This window comes from Armatimonas sp., from assembly GCF_043757465.1.
In the GTDB taxonomy this organism is placed as follows: Bacteria; Armatimonadota; Armatimonadia; order Armatimonadales; family Armatimonadaceae; genus Armatimonas.
The window spans coordinates 1-20,667 of sequence record NZ_JAYVPL010000095.1 but is presented as its reverse complement, the minus strand read 5'-3'; the positions used below and the strand labels follow the sequence as shown (position 1 = coordinate 20,667).

Below are 20,667 nucleotides of genomic sequence, written 5' to 3'. Positions count from 1 at the left end.
TACTTTAACGCGACGATGGCTAAGCCATTTCGTTGGACTTATACCGGGAAGGTTTTGACTACCTAATATTATCAAAATTTGTGCCGAGCTGTACTAGCGTGATCTCCTCGCCCTTGGTACCCCAGAAGAGGATCTCTTTGATAGGCTCGGCCAGCTCCGTAAACGGCAGCTCCAGCGAGAAGTTATAGTGTGCCGCCAGCCCCCACAAAATGCGCCCATTGTTGTTGTGCTTGTCAACATTAAACGCCTCTTTGACAAATGCGCCGCCCAGAATCGAGCGCGATGGATCGGGAACAAGCAGACCAGTGTGCACCCGCAGATAGATTCCTAGCCCGGAGCAAGTCAGACAAGCACTCTCGGGCTCGTTGAACGAGAAGAACCAGCCCTCGCGCTCCACAAATGTCAGCCGGTGCTCAGGGCAGCCAAAGCCCGCGTAGAAACGCTGCTCGGTCACCTCGTCCTCAAAGCGGCAGCGCACAAAGCCCTCGCCCAGCTTGGCGGCATCAGTAAGCGCCACAAGGAGTTGCTTCGCCTGCGAGCGCTTGACAATTACCCGATCCACGACGGCTTCAACCTCAAGTTGCGCCTCTTCGTCCAACGCCAGCTCGTCGGCGAGATCGCGCAGCTCGCCATTGATGCGAACCCGGCGGCAGCCCTTAGTGCGGATCTCGGTGAACAGATAGCTCCACTCCTCGTCGTAGACTTTCGCGACCGGCGCACAGAGTTCCACAGCAGTACCGTCGGGGAGCGCCAGCAGATGCTCGGAGAGCTGGGTTAGACTGACAGTAGGAATGGTGTTTTCGCAGCGCAGACAGTGCGCCTCGCCGCTGGTGGCGTAGAGCAGACGTAAGTAATCCCCGATGTCGGTCATTGTCCCGACGGTTGAGCGTGGGTTCTTAGTGATGGTCTTCTGTTCAATCGAGATCACGGGCGAGAGCCCCAGAATCGCGTCCACTTTCGGGCGGCTCTGCTGCTGTACAAACCGCCGTGTCCAGGCTGAGAGCGACTCCATAAAGCGCCGCTGCGCCTCGGCATAGAGCGTGTCAAAGGCCAGCGACGACTTCCCCGAGCCACTGAGGCCCGTCAACACGATCAACTTATCGCGCGGAATCTCCACCGTGATGTTCTTGAGATTGTTCTCCCGCGCGCCCCGAATCAAAATTGTCTCTCGCACTATAAAACTTCTCCCAGCCCGTCTTTGTACTTGATCGTCACACTCTGCCCCTCGGAAAGCTCCGCCCGAAGCAACAAACGATCATGGCGAATCCGCCGACTCTCAATTGTCTGAAGGATATAGTGGGCCCCGACCATCGTAATTTCTCCTAAGTATTTTCCATTGGCTTCGTCAGGGGTAAATGTTTCAGGATAAGGTCGCCAACGATCTTGTTCGCGTTGTTCCAATGGCTTAATCAGATGCGAATCCCAAAATAGGGAAAGGGCATGGTCGGTGCGAGTGTTTCCATCAAAAGAGGCAACAAGCTCAGGGGTCGTGGCACTGTTGTCAAAAATGAACCACTGACTTGCTTCTTCAAGGATGCGTGGCAAGAGGGCCATGGCTCGCTGGTAGCGGTTACGGATGCGCTCGACGGGCACATTGTGGCCTCCCGCCAGAAAGCGCCCCGCAACTCGCTCTACATTAATCTCGGGATTTCGTGTTGTCACAAATATCACCACAACTTGTCACAAATATCACCACAACATCGAACCCGGCAGTCTTGCAGAGCTGCATATCCAAAAGTGTGCTCGGATGGGAGAAAACAGTCTCGAAGGCAAAAGACTGTTTCGTGGATCGATAGTTCAGATGCAACCAACGCGCTCTACGAAATGCACCTTGTTCTCGTTCCTCCTGACTCATCTCAGGAAAGTTCTCCGCGAGATAGACTGCAATCTCATCAGCATTAATGTAGCGGTCTTTGGGAATACCAAAGTGTTTCAAAGTTGCTAATGTGGTCAGCGTACTCTTGCCAGAGCCATTTGGCCCAGCAAAGAGGAGGAGGCGATGAAGCATTACTTTCTCTGTTTATTTGGCAAATGGATTTTGACAGTGGTCTCATCGCCGGTCACGTAGCCAATGCCTTGCTCCATCAATTTTTGCTGTGCTTCACTGATCGCACGCTGTCCTTCCTCTTGCAAAAAGCGAATCGTTTCTTCGAGGGGAGGTTCGTCTTTTTCAGGCATAAAAACCTTTTCACGAATGTAGCTAACCACATCCATCTGTCGAGCAGTAGCGGCCTGGCTCAGCACTGCCTCTTCAGCGGGAGATAGCTCCAGAACAATACTCATCTTTTATTTTCCTTTTCTATATCTGTGTTGATAGCCAGAATCCCCAGAAGTGTCTGGAGAAGCTCGGTGAGGTCGTCGGGGACGCGCAAGATGGTGAGGCTCTGGGAGATGGTCTTAGTGGCGCGATTCAACACCCCAAAGCGCCAGGTGTCGCCGCCGGAGAGTGCCCCGTAGAGCACAGGAACTTCGGGGGGGGTAAGCACATCCAGCGCGGCAAGCTCAGCGGCGAGCTGCTGAAAGCCACGCACGAGATCGGCCTGCTTGGCCTCGACCACGAGCAAGCGGCGCTGTGCCTCCAAGAGGTAGTCTAGTGTTCCCTTGAGTTGTGGTCCGGCATGAATATCGTACTCCCAGCGGACGGAGATCGGGTAACGACTTCCCAACTCAAAGACGATAGGGGCCAGCAGAAGCTCGCGGCGCTCGGTCTCATTAACCAGGGAAAAACTGCGCTGCGCCTGCGTCAGCCGCTCCCGAAGCGGCTCCGCCCAGGGAAGCTCGTCGTCGGTTCGAGGCAACGCGAGCGTATCCACCATAAACGTGTAGCCCAGTGCCTCCGCCACTTCCCGAGGCGAGGCGCGAAGCTTGAAATAGTCGCGGAAGTTGTGGACGCTCTCAGGGATGGTGTAGTGCATGATAGGATTTTATCAGTCTCTGCCCACGTAGACATAGCCTGCTTCATCCATCGTCACGCGGCTATCTTTGGTGAGGCGCAAGGGGATACCGACGCGCTGAAGAATGCCTTTGTCGGCGAGCCAGTCGCAGGCGAGGTCGAGGTGCTCCGCGTGCCAGTTGCGCTCAAAATAAGTGGAAAGCTCGCGAACAGAACGTGGGCCGTCGGCACCTTCTAACCAGTCGAGAAGCGGCGAAAAGCAAAGGGGGATACGCTCGGTCAGGTAGGCATCAATCCACTCTAGCGCTGTACCGAGAGCTTCTTCGGTCTTGGGGCCATCGAGAACATCCGTGTAGATGCGCGTAAAGAACTCAGGGTTGAGCTTGAGTGCCTGCTGGATCACCTCGCGACCCGGGCTCTGCCCGGCGGCGATGACTTCGACGTAGGCGAGCTGGAGCGCGGTCTGGAGCAGATAAAACGCCGTGTAGTGAAAGTCGCGCTTCACCTTGTGCCATTTTTCCGCCTTGGTCAAGACCGGCAGGCAGGCGGTGGCGGTGCGCAGAAGCTGTGCCTGCTTATCCCGCTCCCCCAGTGGCCCGGCGTTCTCCCAGAGCAGCGCGAGCGACTCATCTTTGGTGAAGAGCAAGCGGCTGCGGGGCAGCACCGAGCTAAAGAACGAGCCCATCAGCGCCCCCTCCAGCTCTTTGCGAAACGCCGATCGGGTCATCAGGGAGGCATGTACCGAGATGCCTTCCTCAAGCAGCGTGAAACTCGCGCCTTTCACAGACTCTTCCCCGATCACGATCAAGTCAATGTCGGACTTCTCCCAGACCTCATCGTAGGCCAAGGAGCCAAAGAGAACGGCTGCCAGCACGCATCTATCGCGCTGGAGCTTTTCCGAGAGCGAAGCAATCGCCGCTTCGTAGCGCTCGCGAGTGGTCATGAACATAAGTTTACCACACAGGTAACTTACTCACGAAAGCGAAACCGTGTTCTGAGGCGTTCCTCCAAGAAAAGCCCGAATATTATCGGCGGTGGTCTGGCGGATGCGGGCCACGCCGCCGGTGGTGTGGTAGGCCATGTGCGGCGTGAGAATGAGGCTGGGAAAGCGGGCTAGGTAGCCCGGCGCGATCTCCGTGATGCGCTCCTCGTCCTCCAGCACATCGAGGCCCGCTCCGGAGAGCTGCCCCGAATCGAGGGCCGCGAGGACGGCACTGGTATCCACGACGCCACCGCGTGCCGTGTTGATCAGCACCGCACCACGCCGCAGCTTTGCCAGCTCAGCCGCGCCGATTAAGTGGTGGGTACTAGCAGTGAGCGGCACGTGGAGCGTGAGAATATTGGCGCGGGACAGCAGCTCCTCCAAGCCAACATACGAATAACCAACGCGCGTGGCTTCGTCGGGGAGTGGCGCGATGTCGTGGGCGAGCACGGTCATTCCAAATCCCACCCCGATCTGCGCTGTGCGCCGCCCGATGCGCCCTGTGCCGATAATGCCCAGTGTCTGCCCAAAGAGATCAAAACCACGCTGGCTTCCGAAGGGAAAGCGGCCCTCCTCTGCGTCTTTGAGGCTGTGACGTAGGCCACGCTGCACCATGAGCATAAGCGCAAAGGCAAACTCCGCCACCGTGTGATCGCCGTAGTGCGGCACATTGCAGACCGTGATGCCTCGCGCGTGCGCCGCCATGAGATCAATGTGCTCAAATCCGGTTGAGCGCGTCGCAATGAGCTTCACTCCGGGCAGGCTGTCTAGCAGTTCTGCCGTCATGAAATCACGCGACGTGACACACAAAACCGGTGCATCCGCAGTGAGCTTAGAGGTCAGCTCAAACTCAGGGAGAAGCTGCACGAGCTCGGCATATTCTTCGTGCTCATAGGCATAAGCGGCGGTGACAACAATTTGCATGGTAGGATTTTCCCGTCATGCGCCCTATTCTCCTTCTCTTAGGACATCTCTGGAGCTTGCCCAATACGCTCATTGGGCTGTTTTTCGGGCTGGGCGGGAGCTACTCCTGGGATCGCGCTAACCGCGTCGTTGTGGTAAACGGCGGCTGGATCGCTCAGAGCTTTGGGCGGCGCTACTTTTCGGGGATGTGCATCGGCGATGTGGTACTCTGCTCACGGAAGCTCTCGGAGAGGATCTACCGACACGAGCTGGTTCATGCCCTTCAGGGGCGAATTCTAGGGCCGCTGTATCTACCGCTGACATTGCTTTGCTACGCCTGGGGCTATCTGATCTTCCCCCAGAACGGCCACGATGCCAGCCCGCTGGAGGTCTGGGCGGATCGCGCCTCGGGCAATGCACAGAGCAATGCCTATCTTCAGCGCAGAATATAGCTTGCGGTATGCCCTTGTCTCGGGCAAAATAAGAAAATTCGAGGGGGAGGCTGAGACTTATGGTTGTCTGTCGCCACTGTGGCACAGCAAATCAACCGGGGAAAATCAAGTGCAGCAAGTGTCTGCGCGACTTAATTGACCCGAGTATGATCGGCAAGATTCCGTGTGTCAATCATGCGAACCGTGAAGCGACAACAAGCTGCAATGCCTGTGCCTCACGGCTGTGTGATCGTTGTGCGTATTTACTGAGTGAGATTGCGTTCTGTGAGGGCTGCGCGCCAGAGGGAGCTATCTCCCACGAGCACGACGAAGACTACGAGGCGGTTCCCGTGGTGCATGTGGGGAGTGAGGACGCCCCGCGTGCCTCGATGGGTGCCCGTGCGCTGGCCTTTCTGATAGACAGTGTGCTCACGCTAGCGTTTGCCGGAGTGCTGGCAGTGCTCCTAGCGTCATTTTCGGGTGGGACACTTTATATGAGCACCTACGTCTATCTGAGCAATGTCCGTCAGCCCATGTTCTGGATCTTCTGGCTACTGCTTCCTGCTGCCACACTGACCTACCACACACTCACAGTCGGGATGAGCGGCCAGACAGTCGGCAAGCGTGTCGCGGACATTATCGTGCTGGAGGAAGACGGCACCATTATCACCACGCAACAGGCACTGAGCCGCGCCGTTGCCCAGCACTTCTCCTTGCTGTTCCTAGGGCTGGGCTATCTCTGGGCACTCTGGGACAAGAACAATGAGACGTGGCACGATAAACTATCAAAGACAGTAACCTACCGCTACCAAGACACGACTTAGTCCAGGAGACACCATGGCCGACGAAACCACCGCCGAGTTTGACACCGAGGAGCTTGCCCGAGGCTGGGCGCAGCTTGCGGACTGTCGGCCCACGTACCACACTGAGCTGGCCTTCGCCGCGCGCACGGACATAGGCCGCGTCCGGGAGAACAACGAGGACAAGTTTGATTTCTTCCTCCCCGAGGACGCCCCCACTCAGGCAGTTCGTGGCAGGCTCTGGGCCATCGCAGATGGAATGGGCGGGCACAGCGCCGGGCAAGTGGCGTCTGAGGCGGGACTCAAGACCGTCATTCGTTCTTATTTTGCAGAGCCTGTTGTGGGGGAAGTGGGCGAGGCGCTCCGGCAGTCCCTGCGCGATGCCAATGCGCTCATCACCCAGGCAGCGATCAACATGGGCGCAAAAAATGGCATGGGAACTACCATGGTGGTCGCCATCGTCTTAAATGATATGCTCACCCTTGCCCATGTCGGAGACTCGCGTGCCTACTTGCTACGCGAGGGAGAGCGCATTCGCCAGCTCACGACCGACCACTCCTGGGTCGAGGAGCAAGTCCGGCGCGGCGCTCTGAGCCGTGCAGAGGCGGAAAAATCCCCGTACCGCAATGTGATCACGCGCTCCATTGGAATGGGCGATGGGATGGACGCGGATATTCTCACGGAGAAGCTCTTCCCGGAAGATATCCTGCTGCTTGCCACGGATGGGGTCACGGGCTATCTGGGCGAAGATGCTCTGGCGGCACTGATGAGCAATAAAAGCCTCTCAAAAGCAGCACTCGATATTGTGGATGCCGCCAATGATGCAGGTGGCAAGGACAATAGCACCGTCGTCTTACTCAAAGTTCTCTCCATTACCTCAGCAAGTGAAGGGGAGAGCTAGCGATGCAGCTCGGACGCTATAAGATCGTTCGAGAGATCGCGCGCTCCAACGACATTGTCTATGAGGCGCAGGATCCTCAGGTAGGGCGACGGGTGGCGGTGAAGGAGCTGGCGCTTGCCCCGGATGCCGCCGGAGCCGCACGTGTGGATCGGATCGAGCGTTTCTACCGCGAGGCACGTGCCGCCGGGCAGCTCTCCCACCCCAATATCGTCACCATCCACGAGGTCGGGGAAGATGCCGGGCGCTACTTTATTGCGATGGAGTATCTGGAGGGCCAGACACTGCGGGAGCGCCTCACCGCCAATGGCCCCCTGCCTCTCACGGAAGTGGTTCGCATCGGCATCGCCCTCGCCGACGCGCTCGACTACGCACATAGAGCGGGGATCGTTCACCGAGACATCAAGCCCGATAACGTGCACGTGCTCCCTAATAACCACATCAAACTCACAGACTTCGGGATCGCACGGATTCTCTCGGAGTCGGCGCTTACCGTGGCCGGACAGATATTTGGCACCCCCAGCTACATGTCGCCCGAGCAGATCAAGGGTCTCCCTATTGACGCCCGCTCGGATATTTTTGCGCTGGGAATCTTGCTCTGGGAGATGACAGCGGGGCGCAAGCCGTTCACCGGCGACTCGGTAGTGACCATCACCTACCATATCTGCAACGACCCGACTCCTCCTGTACCCGGCGCGACGCCCGCATTGGAGGCCGTGATCCAGCGTGCGACGCAGAAAGACCCCAATGCGCGCTTCACCAGCGCCTACGAGCTACGTGAGGCCCTCGAAGCCGTTGCCCAGAGCCGCACGGGAGTCTTCGCCGCCGCCAACCGCACCGGAGCGTTCGGAGCTTTTCCTGTTAATGCCACCGTTCAGTACGGCGCGGCGACGCAGCTCGGAGCCGCGCCGATCCAGCCTCCCCTGCCTCCACCCAGCGGAGGAGCTCAGAGCGGAGGAGTGATGGCCTTTGCGCCCATTCCCGTGCAAACCCGTGGCAGCTACGCCTGGCTCTGGGGCGCACTGGGCGGCGCGGCACTCGTCATTATCGGCTTCCTGCTCGCCAAGACCATGCTGGGAACGCAAAGTCCCAGCATGACTCCCCCGTCATCGGGATCAGGAGGCGGGGGGCAACAAACCGCAGCCAAAAACCCACTTGATCAGTTTATTGATAAAGCTCTCGGAAATAAGCTTGGCGGCGGCATGTCCTCTTCGTCGGGCACCGGAGGGGGAGGCGCTCCCACAGTTTCGCCGCAAGTGCGGCAAGCCTCTGAGCAGGAGCTTCGTGAGGCGAATCAGGCGATCCAGAACGGCCAGCAGCTCCTGAACCAGAACCGCTACAGCGAGGCAGCCCAGCAGTTCTACTTCGCCAAGGAGCGGGCAGTGGGCACGGAGGTCGGCACACAAGCCCAGCGCCTCTACGACGATGCCAGTGGCCACACGGACTTATTTGGTGGCGCGATCAAACGAGGACAATAAAATGCAGTGGGCCTGTCCGCAGTGCGGAAATCTTCTCAAAAAAGGCGAGCCAAGCTGCCGTCACTGCGGAACGCCGCTCACCCTGCCCCCGGCAATGCAGGCGCAGTGGGAAGCGTCGGCGGGGAGCACATCGCGCACCGTTGGCTGGGTGCTGGCGGTGGTTTTGATCGGCGGTATTTTAGTCGGGGGTGGGCTGGCACTGACCCGTGCGTTTAAGAGCGCCAGTACCCAGATGGGCTATGCCACGGGAACCGACGACTACAACAAGGCCGCCGCGCTCTACGCCGCCAAGAGCTACGAGGCCGCGGCGGCGGCTTTTGAGCGCGTCGCACAAAATAAGTCCAACACGGATGAGATTCTAAAGAAAGCCACCGACGGTGGCTGCTGGAGCTACCGTGAGCTCGGCCATGCGGCACAAAACCGCAACGATCTTGCGGCGGCGCTACGCTGGTACAAAAAAGCGCTGGATCTCAAGCCCGACGACACACAGGCCAGGGCGGAGTACGATGTGGTCGCCCGGATTCTTGACAGTAGCGCCCCCGGTGGCCCGTCAACCGCCGTCGCGCCCTCGGATCGAACGACACAGTTTCCCAAGCGCGCCGCACCAGGCACACCGAACCTCAAGGCAGCGGACTTCGAGAGTGCCAATGCCCGAAACTCCCAGGAGGCCCAGGGCCTGCTGAGGCAGGCGAACACAGCCTACCGGGAGGGCAATATCAACCGCGCACTCCAGCTCTGGAGTGAGGTGGTCGGCAAGTCTCCCGGCTCGGCAGCGGCCACCGAGGCGCAGGGCTATCTGACGCAGTACGCGCATGACAACAATCCCTTCGCCCCGGGGGGATAATGCTCACCATTGCCAGACTCACCCTCAAAGAAGCTCTCCGCCGCCGTGCGGGCTGGCTGTCTCTGCTCGTGGCGGTGCTCGTGGTGCTCGGTGGCTTTGTGCCCCTCACGGGACGCCTGCTCCTACTGCCTCGCGAGCAAGCCGACCGGATCTTTATCGGGCTCTATATTTTTTTGGGCACGGATATCTTAAAGTTCTTCGGAGCCGTCTTTGGCATTGCGCTCGCCTCGGGGGCGATCTCCTCAGAAATAGACCGCGGTGTTTTGAGCACGATCTTGCCCAAGCCACTCACACGCACGGCGGTCTACGCGGGCAAGTGGCTGGGGATTCTGGGGTTTGTTCTGGGGAGCCTGCTGCTCTGGGCACTCGTGCTATTTGCGGTTGCCACGCTTCGTGACCCCGCGCACTCGCACCGTAATCTCTTTGCGGCTCTGCCGTGCCTAGCGCTCTATCCCGTGGTCTTTACCAGCCTGGCACTGTGTTTTTCGACATTCACTGCGTTCCCTCTGGCCGCTGGGCTCTCGGTGATGGCGGCGGGGATCGGCTGGGCGGAGGGGCTCCTGCGGTTTCTGGAGCGGACGTTTGCGATTCAGGCGCTCGGAATTTTTGCCAGCACCGCGAGCTACGCCATGCCGATTGGCAGGATGGCACGCTGGACAACCAAGCTGCTGGGGCCGTTTCCGTCACTCGACGGCAAGACAATTACACTGAGCAGTCCGTTTCCGGGCCAGCAACCGATGCCTACTGACTTTGCCTTTATTGCGGGCTATGTTGTTCTGGTTTTCCTGGTGGGTGCACTTGTCTTTGGCAGGCGGGATTTGTGAAATAGGGTACAATCTAGCGTTATGAAAGTTGTAATTGTTGGCTGTGGCCGCGTGGGCTCGACCCTGGCACGGCTTCTTATCGAGCGCCACGATGTCACGGTCGTGGACCGCACCTCAGAGTCGTTTCGGCGGCTGGGCAGTAAGTTTAAGGGACAAAAAATAGTGGGCCCCGGCACGGACATGGATGTCTTAAAGCGTGCGGGGATCGAAGGGGCCGATGCTTTTATCAGTGTCACAGATGGCGATAACCGCAATATTATGGCGGCACAGATCGCCAAGCGCATCTTCAATGTCCCGCAGGTCTTCACCCGCATCTACGACCCGTCGCGGGCGGCGGTCTATGCCGAGATGGGGATTCAGACCCTCTGCACAACCTCGACTTCGGCGGGGCTCTTCTGCGACTTGGTGGAAGGGCGACGGCCCGATGCGTTTATGGCACAGCTTGACAGCTATCTCGATGCCGCTCAGAAAGTGTAGCTCTCAGAAATGTATGTGATTATCATTGGCGGCGGTAATGTGGGCTACTACCTGACAAAAGACCTGGTGGGCGCGGGCCACGAAGTGCTTCTTCTGGAAAAAGAGAGAGCGCGTGCCCAGCGACTCGCGGAAGATCTTGGTGAGGTGGTGCAGCAGGGCGATGGCTGCGAGGCGCGTGTCATGGAGGAGATGGGCTTTGCCCGTGCGGATGTGATCGTGGCCGCGACAGGCGAGGACGAAGATAACTTAATCGTCTGCCAGATGGCCAAGCAGCGCTTTGGGATTACTCGCACTATCGCGCGCGTCAACTCCCCCGCCAACGAGGCGCTCTTTGCCCAGCTCGGCATTGACACGACGGTCTCGGCGACCCGGCTGATCTTCAACTTGATTGAACAAGAGATCGAGGTGGATCACCTCATCCCCGTCGCAGCACTGGCACGGGGCCATCTTGAGATCGTCTCCATTGAGCTCTCTGAGCTGTCTCCGGTAGTGGGCCGCTCCATTGGCGAGATCGCGCTCCCGGGCGATGCCCATATCATCGCGATCCTGCGCAACGACAAGGGTATGCTTCCGTCACCGAATGCCATCCTCCAAGTGGGCGACACCGTGCTGACCCTCGTTCAGCAGGATCAAGAACCCGACCTACACGGCGTTTTCGCCGCGTAGGTTGCCCCGTGCGTTCGGTTAAAGCCCCGTGAAGTTCAGTTAAAACCGGGCGCTCAAGGAAGCGGCGATAGACGCTGCGGCCTCGCGGGCGTTGCCCTCAGGGAGAAGTGCGAGAAGCTGGCTGGCGAGCACGCCTGCGGGGATGCCGTAGGGCAGCGCCAGGGTCAGGGTCGCGGCAAACGCTTCCAGTGCCACACTTGCTCCAGCCGGGGCGCTTCGTAGGAGCAAAAGCACCTCGCCCGGCGTGCCATCCTCGAAGAGTCCCACGATGACCAACCCCGCACAACCGCCCACTTTTAGGGCCAGTGTCAGGCTCTGTCGCTCGTCTGGCAGACGGCGTAGCACAGGCACCACAGCGGGTTCAGGAATGATAACGGGTTCCAGGGCGACAGGAAGTGGAACTGGCTCAGGATCAGAAACGGGCGTGATGGGCTCCGCAACAGCCACAGGAGACACCTCTTCAGGCACACCGGGAGTCCCCTCGGGCTCCTCATCAAAGGGATCCGTGAGAGCGATTTCGGGCTTGGGAGCTGGGGTGCTTCGTACGGAGCGACCGTTCTTGGGAGCGGTCACAGCGGGCGCATCTTCGTCAAATAGCTGAGTAGACATAAGGCAATTATAAGCGGCAAACAGCAGTTTTGTCAACTCAATTTATAAGCAAACGTTTGATATTATGTTTGCCTTTAAAATACTATATGTTTGCTCGTAAGTTCACTCAAAAAAGCGTTGACAGCCCCATATGTGGGGCGTATAATCAACCTCGTCCACTACATATAGCGTCCCCGGAAATTTGGGACACCACCCCCAGGCAAGCAAACGGAGGGGTGTTAAGAAAGTCAGTCAGAGGCATGCAGACCACGTACACTCTTGGTGGTAAGACATTTATTCTCGATGAGGAAAAGGCTCAGGCAGCCCTCGCGGCTAAGCGTGTGATCAATGGTCGTGAGACCATGACCTTCAATCTGCTCCCTCTGCGCTACCAGTGGGCCTACAATCTCTACCAGAAGATGAAGGCCAATCACTGGGAGCCGGAAGACATCCCCATGCAGCGCGATGCCGAGCAGTGGCGCAGCGATAGCGCCCTCACGGACATTGACCGCTGGATCGTGCGCATGGCGATTGGGTACTTCTCCGCCGCCGAGGGCATTGTGGGCGATAACATTCAGCACGTGGTTCGTGAGCTGGTCACGGCCTCCGAGCTGAAGCTGGTGCTGGGTCGTCATGCCCATGAGGAGAATATTCACGCCGACTCGCTGCTCTACATGATCAGCTCGCTGGGCATTGACCCCCACGAGTGCGAGGCGATGTTTGATGACATTGAGACGATCCGCAAGAAAAACGAGTTCGTCACGCGCGTCTCCTACGCACTGCGCCGTGACCTGGACCTGACACTTCTTGAGAATAAGCAGCTCCTGGCAAAAAATATCTTTGTCTTCGGGCAGTGCATGGAAGGCACGCAGTTCTACGGCCTCTTTGGAATGGTTCTCTCGCTGTACCGCCAGGGCAAGCTCACGGGAATCGGGACGATGTTTCGCTACACCCTGCGCGATGAGTCCAACCATATCGAGGTCTTCCGGAATTTATTCCTCGGGCTGATCGAGGAGAACCCGGACATTTGGACGTCCGCGTTCCAGCAGGAGCTGGTGGACTTGATGCAGGAAGCCGTCACCCTGGAGAAAGCCTTCATCCGCGACTGCCTCCCCGTAGCGGGCCTCGGGCTCTCGTCGGAGGAGTTCGAGCAGTACATAGAATTTATCGCGGACCGTCGCCTGGAGGGAGTCGGTCTTCCTCCCACTAATCCGGGCATTACCAACTCGCTCCCCTGGCTGGCGGAGCTGATGGACATCAAGAAAGAGCAGAACTTCTTCGAGGGCCGCGTCACCGAGTACCAGAAATCCAGCTCGCTCAGCCAAGTGAACGACGACGAACTATAAAAATTAATAAGCCCCCCATCCCCCGTCCAACGGGGGGGATATGAGGAAAAATCTCTTTTCCTATTTGTCCCCCCGCCGGGCGGGGGTCAGGGGGTAGGACATGCAATTATGACAATTAATCTACCGGAAATCTTGCGCGATCTTGAGATCAAGCGCGCGGCACTGCTGCCTAGCGATGAGAAACCGTACTTCGATGGACTGGAAGCGGTTCGTGACCTAGGCCTGCCCGAGCTTGAGGTGCGGCTCGTGGGCAAGGATGCGGAGCGGACTTTTGCTCCTGAGATCGCGGCGCAGATCGTGGGCGATGCGCTGGTGACCTTTAACTTCGCACGGGGCACCAAGGAAGTCAACACGGACGCGAACCGCAGCTTTGTGCGCGACACCACCACGCGTGTGGTGGAGAAGCTCTCCCGGCTGGGCGACAACGGACGCGGGGCACGACTCAGCGACTACGATCTGTCCGTGCTGGTCGAGGCCGCCCTCATCGAGAAAGGTGCCTACGAAGTCGCCAAGGCGCTGGTGATGCAGCGCACGAGCTTTCCGACCTCACAGAACACCATCCCCGCCGAGCAGATGCGCCTGATCCGCCGCAATGGCCAGGTCGTGCCGTGGAACCAGGATAAGATCGAAGTGGCGGTGCGCAAGGCGTTTCTCTCCATGAAGATGGAGTCCGACAATGCCCCGCAGATCACGGGCCGCGTGAGCGAGCGCGCCCGAGGTCTTGGGATGACCTACATTCCCATTGAGACGGTGCAGGACCTGGTGCAAGAGGAGCTGGTGTTGGGCGGCTACATGAAAGTGGCTGAGGACTACATCCTCTACCGCGCCAAGCGCATGATGTTCCGCGCCTCCGAGGCGAGTGTCAGTAACGCGCCCGACCCGCAGTTCGCCCTGATCCCCGTCACCGAGGACGATGGCACGAGTAACTTCTGGGACGGCGAGGATCTTAGAAAGCGCATCCAGTTTGCCTCGATTGGGCTGGATCTGTGCCTGAGCGCGGGTGAGATTGAGGCCGAGCTACGCCGCTCGATTCGTGCCGATATTCGCCGCGAGGATCTCAATAAAACCATCGTTCTGAATGCCAAGATGCTCATGGAGCGCGATGCGGACTTCTCGTTCTTTGCGGGTCGGATTCTGCTGACCTATATCTACGAGGAGACCCTGACCTGGGACATTGTGCGCGATGGCATCGGTGGCCTCAAAGAGGCGCACAAGAAAGCCTTCAAGCAGTACCTCGACTACGGCGTGCAGATCGAGCGCCTCTCTCCCAATATCCTGAGCTACGACATAGACCGCCTCGCCGCCGCCCTCGATCCGACCGCCGACCTAGACTTCGACTACCTCGGCCTCCAGACCCTCTACGACCGCTATCTCATCACCGACAAGACCGGCAAGCGCCCCCGCAGGCTAGAAGCGCCACAGTTCTTCTGGATGCGGGTCGCGATGGGCCTCTTCTACGCCGATGCAGAAAATAAAGAACAACATGCATTAGAGCTTTATACGATGTATAAGAGCCGGAGATTCTGCTCCTCTACACCTACTTTATTTAACTCTGGCACGCTTCACTCGCAATTAAGTAGCTGCTATTTGTATAAAGTGGATGACAGTATCGAATCTATCATGATTCGTGGTATTGCAGAGAATGCATTCCTCTCTAAATGGGCTGGAGGTCTTGGAGGATCTTGGACAGCCGTCCGTGGAACCGGAAGTCACATTAAAGGAACCAATGGAGAGTCTCAAGGCGTTATTCCTTTCCTTAAAATGCATAACGATCAGCTTGTAGCTGTCAATCAAGGAGGTAAGAGGGCTGGTTCTGGCTGTGCCTATCTTGAAGTCTGGCATAATGACATCTTTGATTTCCTAGAGCTGCGTAAAAATACCGGCGATGAGCGCCGCCGCACCCATGACATGAACACGGCCAACTGGATTCCGGACTTGTTCATGAAGCGCATGGAAGCGCGTGAGATGTGGACCCTGTTTCGCAGCTCCGATACCCCCGACCTGCACGATCTCTTTGGCTCGGCGTTTGAGAAGCGCTATGTCGAGTACGAGAAGCTGGTGGATGAGGGCAAGCTGAGTGGCAAGAAAGTGGAGGCCATCGAGCTCTGGAAGCAGATGCTCAAGCTGATCTTCGAGACCGGCCACCCGTGGATCACGTTTAAGGACCCTTGTAATGTCCGCTCACCTCAGGATCATGTCGGAGTTATACATAGTAGTAATTTATGCACCGAGATAACGTTAAACACTGGCCCCGAAGAGACTGCTGTTTGTAATCTTGGCTCCGTTATTCTGGATAATCACCTCACTTCTAACGGCGAAATTGATCATATTAAACTAAAAGAAACAATACAAATAGCCGTTCGAGCGCTGGACAATGTGATTGATATCAACTACTATCCCACCAAGCCTGCCGAGACGTCTAATAAGCGCCATCGTCCGGTCGGGATGGGTGTGATGGGGCTTCAGTACGCCCTCTACAAGAGAGACATCCCGTTTGCGTCTCAAGAGGCCATCGAGTTCAACGATGAGTTTATGGAGGCAGTCGCCTACTACGCCTACGAGGCATCAAGCGACCTTGCCGCCGAGCGCGGCGCGTACTCTAGCTTCAAGGGCAGCAAGTGGGACCGGGGGATGCTCCCGCCCGACACCATTGAGCTGCTGGAAAAAGAGCGCGGCGTCGAGATCAAAGTGGCGCGTGGCGGCAAGCTGGACTGGGCGACGCTTCGAACCAAGATCCAGACGCAGGGCATGCGCAACTCTAACGTGCTTGCCATCGCCCCGACGGCGACTATCGCCAATATCATGGGAACGTCGCCCTGTATCGAGCCGATGTACAAGAACCTCTTTGTGAAGTCGAATCTCTCCGGCGACTTCGTGGTGCTCAACTCCTTTTTAGTGCGCGATCTCAAGGCTGCCAACCTCTGGAACCAGGAGATTGTGGACCAGATCAAGTACTTCGACGGTGACCTGCACAACATTGACGAGATCCCAACCTGGATCAAGGAGAAGTACCTCACGGCCTTCCAGATTCCCTTTGAGTTCTTGATTGACGCGGGCGCACGGCGGCAGAAATGGATTGACCAGAGCCAGTCACTGAACTTGTTTTTGGGCACCCCGGACATGAAGGCGCTCTCGCACATGTACCGCTACGCCTGGCACGCGGGCCTGAAGACCACGTACTATCTTCGGACGCTGGGAGCCAGCAATATCGAGAAGGCCACGGTCTCTCTCAAGATGCGCGAGACCGGCTCCAATGCCGCCGTCGCGGAGGCAGCCGCCAAGAAGGTCTTCACCGAAGCCGAAGCACTCGCCTGCTCCATTGAGGCCATGCGCAACGGCGAAGAGTGCGAGGCATGTCAGTAGTCGCGCCAGTTACCGCTGCGCCGACGGCCCCGCCGCGACGGTGGGGAGGAGCTGGAAGGTCAGTTCGACGGGATAGAAGACACCACCAAACGGACTCGTGGTGAGCTGGATCTCGCCCTTAGGCCCCACCATGGCATCGCAGAAGGTTCCGCGCTCGTAGGCTTCGTAGATCTCGGAGACAATCAAGTCGCCACCGAGCATGCCCACGATTCCGGCCTTGCCACCGCGCGGAATAAAGCCAATGCGCACCTTACGGCCCTCGGGCGCGGCGATCTTGAAGGAGTAGATCATTCCGTAGGAGCCGTCGCGCAGGCGGGTTCTATTGGTGTCACGCTCGGGAAGACCGATACGGAAGCTCTGGCGGACAAGCTCACCCTTCAGAGGAACCGCGATCTCACAGCGTGGGGAGTCAATCACGAGAGTTCGCATCCGGGGTGCATCCCACTTATCGTGCTTGTAGTAGATACGCAGACGGATATTCTTGTCCGCTTTGATCGTCATCATCCCCGAAGCGACTTGATGATGGGATAGCTTGTAGGTAAAGCGTGCCACCCCTTTTGCCGCCGAGACAGGCTTCTCGGGCGCACGTAGGTAGCGCGCCATCGCCTGGCGACCGACGCTGGGAGGGTCGCTCTCGGGATCGGCGAGCCCCTGTTTTGAACTGAAGTTAAAAGACTCATCCGTGAGGCTCTTGAGCTGCACCACAAAATCGCCGGTGTCGTTGCTGGTGTTGCGGTAGTGGTAGAAAACCGTGTAGCTCTGCCCTGCCAGAAGCCGCGCATCCGCATAGGTGCCTGCATCCCGAATCCGCTCCGGTTCGTTGCAGTAGATTAGCTTATCCTGAGCGTGCGCCCCCACCGACAAAAGCCAGCATGCCAACACACTAAACCACCACCTAGCTCGCATACTGGACAGTATACCCCTAGTCATGAAGCGCAACCTGCAACAAATCCTAAGCCCGGATAGGCTAGCAGCAAAGAACGACACCCTACCATCTTGTAAACCTCCACCCTTCGGACAGTTAACTGCAAGAAAGAGGTTCCAACGTGCTTTTTAGCCAAAAACACGCACTTTTACGGGGTCAGGCGGCCAGTGCCATCGGGGTCAGGCGGCCAGTGCCATCAGGAAACGCACCGTGTGTTCCGCGCCACGCAGTAGATCCGAAACACGAAGATTTTCATTGGGAGCATGCACCCGTGCGCCGGGATAGCCACAGCCGATAGTCACAATCGGCTGGCGCAGGCCGACCGTAAAGGGATGCACGGGGCCCGTCACGGGGGAGAGAGGGACAATGCTGGGCGCGATCCCGTACGTCTCCTGCGCCGTCTGTGCCGCAAGCTGGATCAGGGGATGCTCCGGCGAGACGCGCCCTGGCTTCTGCCCCCCGAGATAGACAACCTCAATGTCGGTGAATCCCTGAGCATCCAGGTGCGCACGCAGGCTCTGATGCACCATCGCTGGATCCATGTCCGGCACGAGGCGGAAGTCCAGCTTCGCGGTTGCCTCAGCAGGGAGCACGGTCTTGACTCCTGCGCCCTGGTAGCCACTGGAGAACCCATTGATCGTGCAGCTTGGCTCGAAGCTCGCGCGGCGGTGTAGCTCCGCTCCGGTGGCCTCCCCCAGAAACCCCGAGATTCCGAACGCCGCTTTGAGATCCTCCTCGATCTGTGGGGAGAGCTTTCCTAACAGCGCTAGATCGGCATCCGTGGCGGGGAGCACCGTGTCGTAGTGGCCGGGCAGGAGAATACGCTCGTTCTGGTCTTTCAGGCTGGCCAGCGCGTGGACAAGCCGCCACGCCGCATTTGGGAGGATCGTGCCCCCCACGCCACTATGGGCATCGTGGGCGATTGTTCTTGCCCGCAGCTCGAACGTGGCGATCCCACGCAGGCCGCAGATCAGCTCGGGCTCACCGGCGGCATTGATCCCCCCAAACTCCCAGAGTGTCACATCGGCGGCGAGCAGAGCGCTATGACGCTCGATCCAGTCGGCCAGATGCACACTCGCGACCTCTTCTTCCCCCTCAACCAGCACTTTCACATTGACAGGCAACGCGCCACCGTGAAGCGCCCGAAGCGCATCCAGTGCCAGCAGGCGGCAGGCGATATGGCCCTTGTCATCGGAGCTGCCTCGTGCAAAGAGAAGATCACCGTCGCGCCTCAGCACCCACGGGTCGCTCTCCCAGAGTTCGAGAGGCTCGGCGGGCTGAACATCGTAGTGGTTATAGAAGAGAGCCGTGGGCGCGTCCACTCCGGCGCTGCGATCTTCGGCATAGACCACGGGCGGCCCGCCGTCGGTAGGGACGAGATGCGCATCGAGGCCCCGCTTTCGATAGAGCTGTGCCACTTTCTCAGCGCACAGAGGCAGGGGGGAGTCGGGCTTGGCGGCTACGGAAGGAATGGCGATGAGCTCAGCAAGCTCGGCGAGGACGGTGGGAAGTGCGGCGTGGAGGGCTTGGTGCAGCTCAAGTGCGGGAGGTGTCATGCACCGATTCTACCGTGTGGGGACGCAAGGGTGCTCGCTGCGCCTCAACAAGCCGTCGCAGAAGGTGTGATGCCATCTCTTCCGAGACTTCATCCGTATTTGGTGCACAGAGTAAGAGGCTCAGCAAGGCATCTGCCTCGTCCTGACTCAGTCGAAGCGCCACCTGGCACGGATTTTCTGGTTTATCGTTGTGCATGTCCCCAACCTTTGTCGAATTAGACGTGCAATATGTTCGGCTGGTATACACGTCTGTGCGATATTCCACACTAAAACGGGGCGGGGTATACTTTGTTCATGGCACAGGTGAGATTGACGACGCCGGTGGATGAGGCGAGCATCCGGCAGCTCAAAGCGGGCGATGAGGTTCTGATCTCGGGGCGGCTCTTCACGGGCCGCGATGCGGTTCATCAGTATCTGGCAAGCGGCGGTGCGCTCCCCAGCGGCGTGGACTTAAGCGGCGGGATTATCTATCACTGCGGCCCCGTGGTGGTGGAGGGCGAGGAAAACGGCAAAAAAACCTATCAGATCACCGCCGCTGGCCCCACGACCTCTATCCGTGAGGAACCCTACCAGGCGGACCTAATCGCCAAGTTCGGCCTGCGCGGCGTGATCGGCAAAGGCGGCATGGGCCTCAAGACCCTCGGAGCGTGTGAGAGCCACGGTGCGGTGTACTTGCACGCCGTCGGCGGCGCGGCGCAAGTGTATGCCGCGTGCATTCTAGGTGTCGAGGCTGTCTACTTCAAAGAGGAGTTCGGCTCCCCCGAGGCCATCTGGGTGCTGCAAGTCAAAGACTTCCCCTGCATCGTCACGATGGACTCCCACGGCGGCTCTCTGCACGAGGAAGTCCAGGCCAGCTCGCTGGATAGATTGAAGGCGGCGCTGGGATAACCGTGCAACAGCAACACCCTAGCTACCACTCTCCCAGACGAAATCTTAGCCTTGGGGAATGGGTTATTCTGCTACTCAATCTTCTGATGTCCGGGTTCTGCGGTTGGTTTGTGTGGATGAACAGCAGTCTTGAGACCAACCCCAGTCCGCCCCCCGATACTCCACTCGTCCACCTCGCCTTACTCCTCGTCGCAGGAGCCACCGGTCTAACAGGTCTGCTTCTGGGCATTCGTCAAACACGCATTGCTGCCTGGTTTGAGTGGCTAGCGGCTCTGGGAATTTGCCTGAGTGCAATCGCTAGCATTATCATTGGTAGATTTCGTTACTCACAACCAGAACTTTTGGGACTCGGAGTCTTACTGCTCGTGGCAACACTTCTCTTCGCATCGGGCTGGTTTCTGCGGAAGATTGAGACGGAAAAATAGCCCCCTTCCTTGTCCAGCTTCCTAAGAGTCCTCGCTGCCCGAATCCCTACCCTTGAGCACATCACTTGCGGCTTGTGTCTACTTCGTATCCGAACTCGCGCTTGAGTAGCTCGGCAGTGCGCTTTCGTCTGGCTTCGGAGTCCCAGGGTGCGACTTTGATGGTTCCTGCTTCGATGCCGTCGCACATGGCTTGTAGCTCATCGGCGAATTCCTCCGTAAACACAGGCTCCAAGGCAACGTTTTCTTCCACCTCGTCGAGCAGCTCATCAAGTGCCTCTAGGGGAGAAATTCCTCGCGATGTCGCAAAGCGAATCAGCCGGGCTTCTGTCTCTGGTTTCTCAATTGTCAGTGTCATGTTCTTACGTCCCTGTTTCCCCTCA

Annotated in this window: 24 protein-coding genes; 12 read left to right on the top strand and 12 right to left on the bottom strand. The window is 58.3% G+C overall.

What is annotated here, in order from left to right; genetic code table 11:
• Positions 1–58 precede the first annotated feature (58 nt).
• The 7 genes from ACH2ED_RS12605 to ACH2ED_RS12575 are packed head-to-tail and all read right to left on the bottom strand — an operon-like array spanning position 59 to position 4,799.
• Positions 59–1,174: a hypothetical protein gene (locus ACH2ED_RS12605; RefSeq protein ID WP_395091515.1), complete on the bottom strand. Its 1,116-nt coding sequence runs from the start codon at positions 1,172–1,174 to the stop codon at positions 59–61.
• Positions 1,174–1,662, bottom strand: a complete 489-nt coding sequence (locus ACH2ED_RS12600) for a hypothetical protein (protein WP_395091513.1) — start codon at positions 1,660–1,662, stop codon at positions 1,174–1,176. The genes ACH2ED_RS12605 and ACH2ED_RS12600 overlap by 1 nt, the downstream gene beginning before the upstream one ends.
• Positions 1,637–2,008, bottom strand: a complete 372-nt coding sequence (locus ACH2ED_RS12595; RefSeq protein ID WP_395091512.1) for a hypothetical protein — start codon at positions 2,006–2,008, stop codon at positions 1,637–1,639. Before ACH2ED_RS12595 ends, ACH2ED_RS12600 begins: the two co-directional genes overlap by 26 nt.
• Positions 2,008–2,283: a hypothetical protein gene (locus ACH2ED_RS12590; RefSeq protein ID WP_395091510.1), complete on the bottom strand. Its 276-nt coding sequence runs from the start codon at positions 2,281–2,283 to the stop codon at positions 2,008–2,010. Before ACH2ED_RS12590 ends, ACH2ED_RS12595 begins: the two co-directional genes overlap by 1 nt.
• On the bottom strand, positions 2,280–2,915 hold the full coding sequence (locus ACH2ED_RS12585) for a hypothetical protein (protein ID WP_395091508.1): 636 nt from the start codon (positions 2,913–2,915) through the stop codon (positions 2,280–2,282). The genes ACH2ED_RS12590 and ACH2ED_RS12585 overlap by 4 nt, the downstream gene beginning before the upstream one ends.
• A gap of 12 nt (positions 2,916–2,927) precedes the next feature.
• On the bottom strand, positions 2,928–3,836 hold the full coding sequence (locus tag ACH2ED_RS12580; protein WP_395091507.1) for a nucleotidyltransferase family protein: 909 nt from the start codon (positions 3,834–3,836) through the stop codon (positions 2,928–2,930).
• A 30-nt stretch (positions 3,837–3,866) separates the two neighbouring features.
• A complete protein-coding gene (locus tag ACH2ED_RS12575) occupies positions 3,867–4,799 on the bottom strand; it encodes an NAD(P)-dependent oxidoreductase (RefSeq protein ID WP_395091506.1) in 933 nt (310 codons plus the stop codon).
• 17 nt (positions 4,800–4,816) lie between these two features.
• Here ACH2ED_RS12575 and ACH2ED_RS12570 point away from each other — a divergent pair, with 17 nt between their 5' ends.
• The 8 genes from ACH2ED_RS12570 to ACH2ED_RS12535 are packed head-to-tail and all read left to right on the top strand — an operon-like array spanning position 4,817 to position 11,196.
• A complete protein-coding gene (locus ACH2ED_RS12570) occupies positions 4,817–5,230 on the top strand; it encodes a hypothetical protein (protein ID WP_395091504.1) in 414 nt (137 codons plus the stop codon).
• A gap of 59 nt (positions 5,231–5,289) precedes the next feature.
• Entirely contained in the window at positions 5,290–6,033 is a 744-nt protein-coding gene (locus tag ACH2ED_RS12565; protein WP_395091502.1) for an RDD family protein, read from the top strand.
• A 13-nt stretch (positions 6,034–6,046) separates the two neighbouring features.
• Entirely contained in the window at positions 6,047–6,910 is an 864-nt protein-coding gene (locus tag ACH2ED_RS12560; protein WP_395091500.1) for a PP2C family protein-serine/threonine phosphatase, read from the top strand.
• A 2-nt stretch (positions 6,911–6,912) separates the two neighbouring features.
• Positions 6,913–8,385, top strand: coding sequence for a serine/threonine-protein kinase (locus tag ACH2ED_RS12555; RefSeq protein ID WP_395091498.1), 1,473 nt, complete (start codon positions 6,913–6,915; stop codon positions 8,383–8,385).
• 1 nt (position 8,386) lies between these two features.
• A complete protein-coding gene (locus tag ACH2ED_RS12550; protein WP_395091496.1) occupies positions 8,387–9,229 on the top strand; it encodes a hypothetical protein in 843 nt (280 codons plus the stop codon).
• On the top strand, positions 9,229–10,053 hold the full coding sequence (locus ACH2ED_RS12545) for an ABC transporter permease (protein WP_395091494.1): 825 nt from the start codon (positions 9,229–9,231) through the stop codon (positions 10,051–10,053). Before ACH2ED_RS12550 ends, ACH2ED_RS12545 begins: the two co-directional genes overlap by 1 nt.
• Positions 10,054–10,074: 21 nt before the next feature.
• Positions 10,075–10,530, top strand: coding sequence for an NAD-binding protein (locus tag ACH2ED_RS12540; RefSeq protein ID WP_309697181.1), 456 nt, complete (start codon positions 10,075–10,077; stop codon positions 10,528–10,530).
• Positions 10,531–10,539: 9 nt separating this feature from the next.
• Positions 10,540–11,196 (top strand): potassium channel family protein, encoded by a 657-nt coding sequence (locus ACH2ED_RS12535; protein WP_395091492.1) that lies wholly within the window; start codon positions 10,540–10,542, stop codon positions 11,194–11,196.
• A gap of 39 nt (positions 11,197–11,235) precedes the next feature.
• Here the strand turns inward: ACH2ED_RS12535 and ACH2ED_RS12530 are convergent, their stop codons facing one another.
• A complete protein-coding gene (locus tag ACH2ED_RS12530) occupies positions 11,236–11,805 on the bottom strand; it encodes a hypothetical protein (protein ID WP_395091491.1) in 570 nt (189 codons plus the stop codon).
• A 239-nt stretch (positions 11,806–12,044) separates the two neighbouring features.
• Here ACH2ED_RS12530 and ACH2ED_RS12525 point away from each other — a divergent pair, with 239 nt between their 5' ends.
• Positions 12,045–13,130: a ribonucleotide-diphosphate reductase subunit beta gene (locus ACH2ED_RS12525; RefSeq protein WP_395091489.1), complete on the top strand. Its 1,086-nt coding sequence runs from the start codon at positions 12,045–12,047 to the stop codon at positions 13,128–13,130.
• 108 nt (positions 13,131–13,238) lie between these two features.
• A complete protein-coding gene (locus ACH2ED_RS12520; protein ID WP_395091488.1) occupies positions 13,239–16,493 on the top strand; it encodes a ribonucleoside-diphosphate reductase subunit alpha in 3,255 nt (1,084 codons plus the stop codon).
• Between the two features lie 9 nt (positions 16,494–16,502).
• Here ACH2ED_RS12520 and ACH2ED_RS12515 read toward each other — a convergent pair whose 3' ends face one another.
• The 3 genes from ACH2ED_RS12515 to ACH2ED_RS12505 all read right to left on the bottom strand — a co-directional run bounded on the left by ACH2ED_RS12515 (position 16,503) and on the right by ACH2ED_RS12505 (position 19,170).
• Positions 16,503–17,399, bottom strand: coding sequence for a hypothetical protein (locus ACH2ED_RS12515; protein ID WP_395091487.1), 897 nt, complete (start codon positions 17,397–17,399; stop codon positions 16,503–16,505).
• Positions 17,400–17,597: 198 nt separating this feature from the next.
• Positions 17,598–18,974 (bottom strand): M20/M25/M40 family metallo-hydrolase, encoded by a 1,377-nt coding sequence (locus ACH2ED_RS12510; protein ID WP_395091485.1) that lies wholly within the window; start codon positions 18,972–18,974, stop codon positions 17,598–17,600.
• Positions 18,955–19,170: a hypothetical protein gene (locus ACH2ED_RS12505; RefSeq protein WP_395091484.1), complete on the bottom strand. Its 216-nt coding sequence runs from the start codon at positions 19,168–19,170 to the stop codon at positions 18,955–18,957. Before ACH2ED_RS12505 ends, ACH2ED_RS12510 begins: the two co-directional genes overlap by 20 nt.
• Before the next feature lie 98 nt (positions 19,171–19,268).
• On the opposite strand from ACH2ED_RS12505, the gene ACH2ED_RS12500 reads away from it, so the two are divergent.
• Both ACH2ED_RS12500 and ACH2ED_RS12495 read left to right on the top strand, forming a co-directional pair.
• Positions 19,269–19,862 (top strand): FumA C-terminus/TtdB family hydratase beta subunit, encoded by a 594-nt coding sequence (locus ACH2ED_RS12500; RefSeq protein ID WP_395091483.1) that lies wholly within the window; start codon positions 19,269–19,271, stop codon positions 19,860–19,862.
• Positions 19,863–19,978: 116 nt separating this feature from the next.
• A complete protein-coding gene (locus ACH2ED_RS12495; RefSeq protein ID WP_395091481.1) occupies positions 19,979–20,287 on the top strand; it encodes a hypothetical protein in 309 nt (102 codons plus the stop codon).
• A gap of 61 nt (positions 20,288–20,348) precedes the next feature.
• Here ACH2ED_RS12495 and ACH2ED_RS12490 read toward each other — a convergent pair.
• Positions 20,349–20,667 (bottom strand): hypothetical protein (locus ACH2ED_RS12490; RefSeq protein WP_395091479.1); only part of this gene is annotated, 319 nt, incomplete at its 5' end.

Bases quoted from the DNA above. Each gene is read 5' to 3' on its own strand.
- ACH2ED_RS12590 (WP_395091510.1), bottom strand. From the start codon at position 2,283: ATGAGTATTGTTCTGGAGCTATCTCCCGCTGAAGAGGCAGTGCTGAGC.
- ACH2ED_RS12515 (WP_395091487.1), bottom strand. From the start codon at position 17,399: ATGCGAGCTAGGTGGTGGTTTAGTGTGTTGGCATGCTGGCTTTTGTCG.
- ACH2ED_RS12565 (WP_395091502.1), top strand. From the start codon at position 5,290: ATGGTTGTCTGTCGCCACTGTGGCACAGCAAATCAACCGGGGAAAATC.
- ACH2ED_RS12570 (WP_395091504.1), top strand. From the start codon at position 4,817: ATGCGCCCTATTCTCCTTCTCTTAGGACATCTCTGGAGCTTGCCCAAT.
- ACH2ED_RS12510 (WP_395091485.1), bottom strand. From the start codon at position 18,974: ATGACACCTCCCGCACTTGAGCTGCACCAAGCCCTCCACGCCGCACTT.
- ACH2ED_RS12560 (WP_395091500.1), top strand. From the start codon at position 6,047: ATGGCCGACGAAACCACCGCCGAGTTTGACACCGAGGAGCTTGCCCGA.
- ACH2ED_RS12580 (WP_395091507.1), bottom strand. From the start codon at position 3,836: ATGACCACTCGCGAGCGCTACGAAGCGGCGATTGCTTCGCTCTCGGAA.
- ACH2ED_RS12500 (WP_395091483.1), top strand. From the start codon at position 19,269: ATGGCACAGGTGAGATTGACGACGCCGGTGGATGAGGCGAGCATCCGG.
- ACH2ED_RS12555 (WP_395091498.1), top strand. From the start codon at position 6,913: ATGCAGCTCGGACGCTATAAGATCGTTCGAGAGATCGCGCGCTCCAAC.
- ACH2ED_RS12595 (WP_395091512.1), bottom strand. From the start codon at position 2,008: ATGCTTCATCGCCTCCTCCTCTTTGCTGGGCCAAATGGCTCTGGCAAG.
- ACH2ED_RS12575 (WP_395091506.1), bottom strand. From the start codon at position 4,799: ATGCAAATTGTTGTCACCGCCGCTTATGCCTATGAGCACGAAGAATAT.
- ACH2ED_RS12495 (WP_395091481.1), top strand. From the start codon at position 19,979: ATGAACAGCAGTCTTGAGACCAACCCCAGTCCGCCCCCCGATACTCCA.
- ACH2ED_RS12520 (WP_395091488.1), top strand. From the start codon at position 13,239: ATGACAATTAATCTACCGGAAATCTTGCGCGATCTTGAGATCAAGCGC.
- ACH2ED_RS12585 (WP_395091508.1), bottom strand. From the start codon at position 2,915: ATGCACTACACCATCCCTGAGAGCGTCCACAACTTCCGCGACTATTTC.
- ACH2ED_RS12530 (WP_395091491.1), bottom strand. From the start codon at position 11,805: ATGTCTACTCAGCTATTTGACGAAGATGCGCCCGCTGTGACCGCTCCC.
- ACH2ED_RS12535 (WP_395091492.1), top strand. From the start codon at position 10,540: ATGTATGTGATTATCATTGGCGGCGGTAATGTGGGCTACTACCTGACA.
- ACH2ED_RS12550 (WP_395091496.1), top strand. From the start codon at position 8,387: ATGCAGTGGGCCTGTCCGCAGTGCGGAAATCTTCTCAAAAAAGGCGAG.
- ACH2ED_RS12540 (WP_309697181.1), top strand. From the start codon at position 10,075: ATGAAAGTTGTAATTGTTGGCTGTGGCCGCGTGGGCTCGACCCTGGCA.
- ACH2ED_RS12545 (WP_395091494.1), top strand. From the start codon at position 9,229: ATGCTCACCATTGCCAGACTCACCCTCAAAGAAGCTCTCCGCCGCCGT.
- ACH2ED_RS12505 (WP_395091484.1), bottom strand. From the start codon at position 19,170: ATGCACAACGATAAACCAGAAAATCCGTGCCAGGTGGCGCTTCGACTG.
- ACH2ED_RS12525 (WP_395091489.1), top strand. From the start codon at position 12,045: ATGCAGACCACGTACACTCTTGGTGGTAAGACATTTATTCTCGATGAG.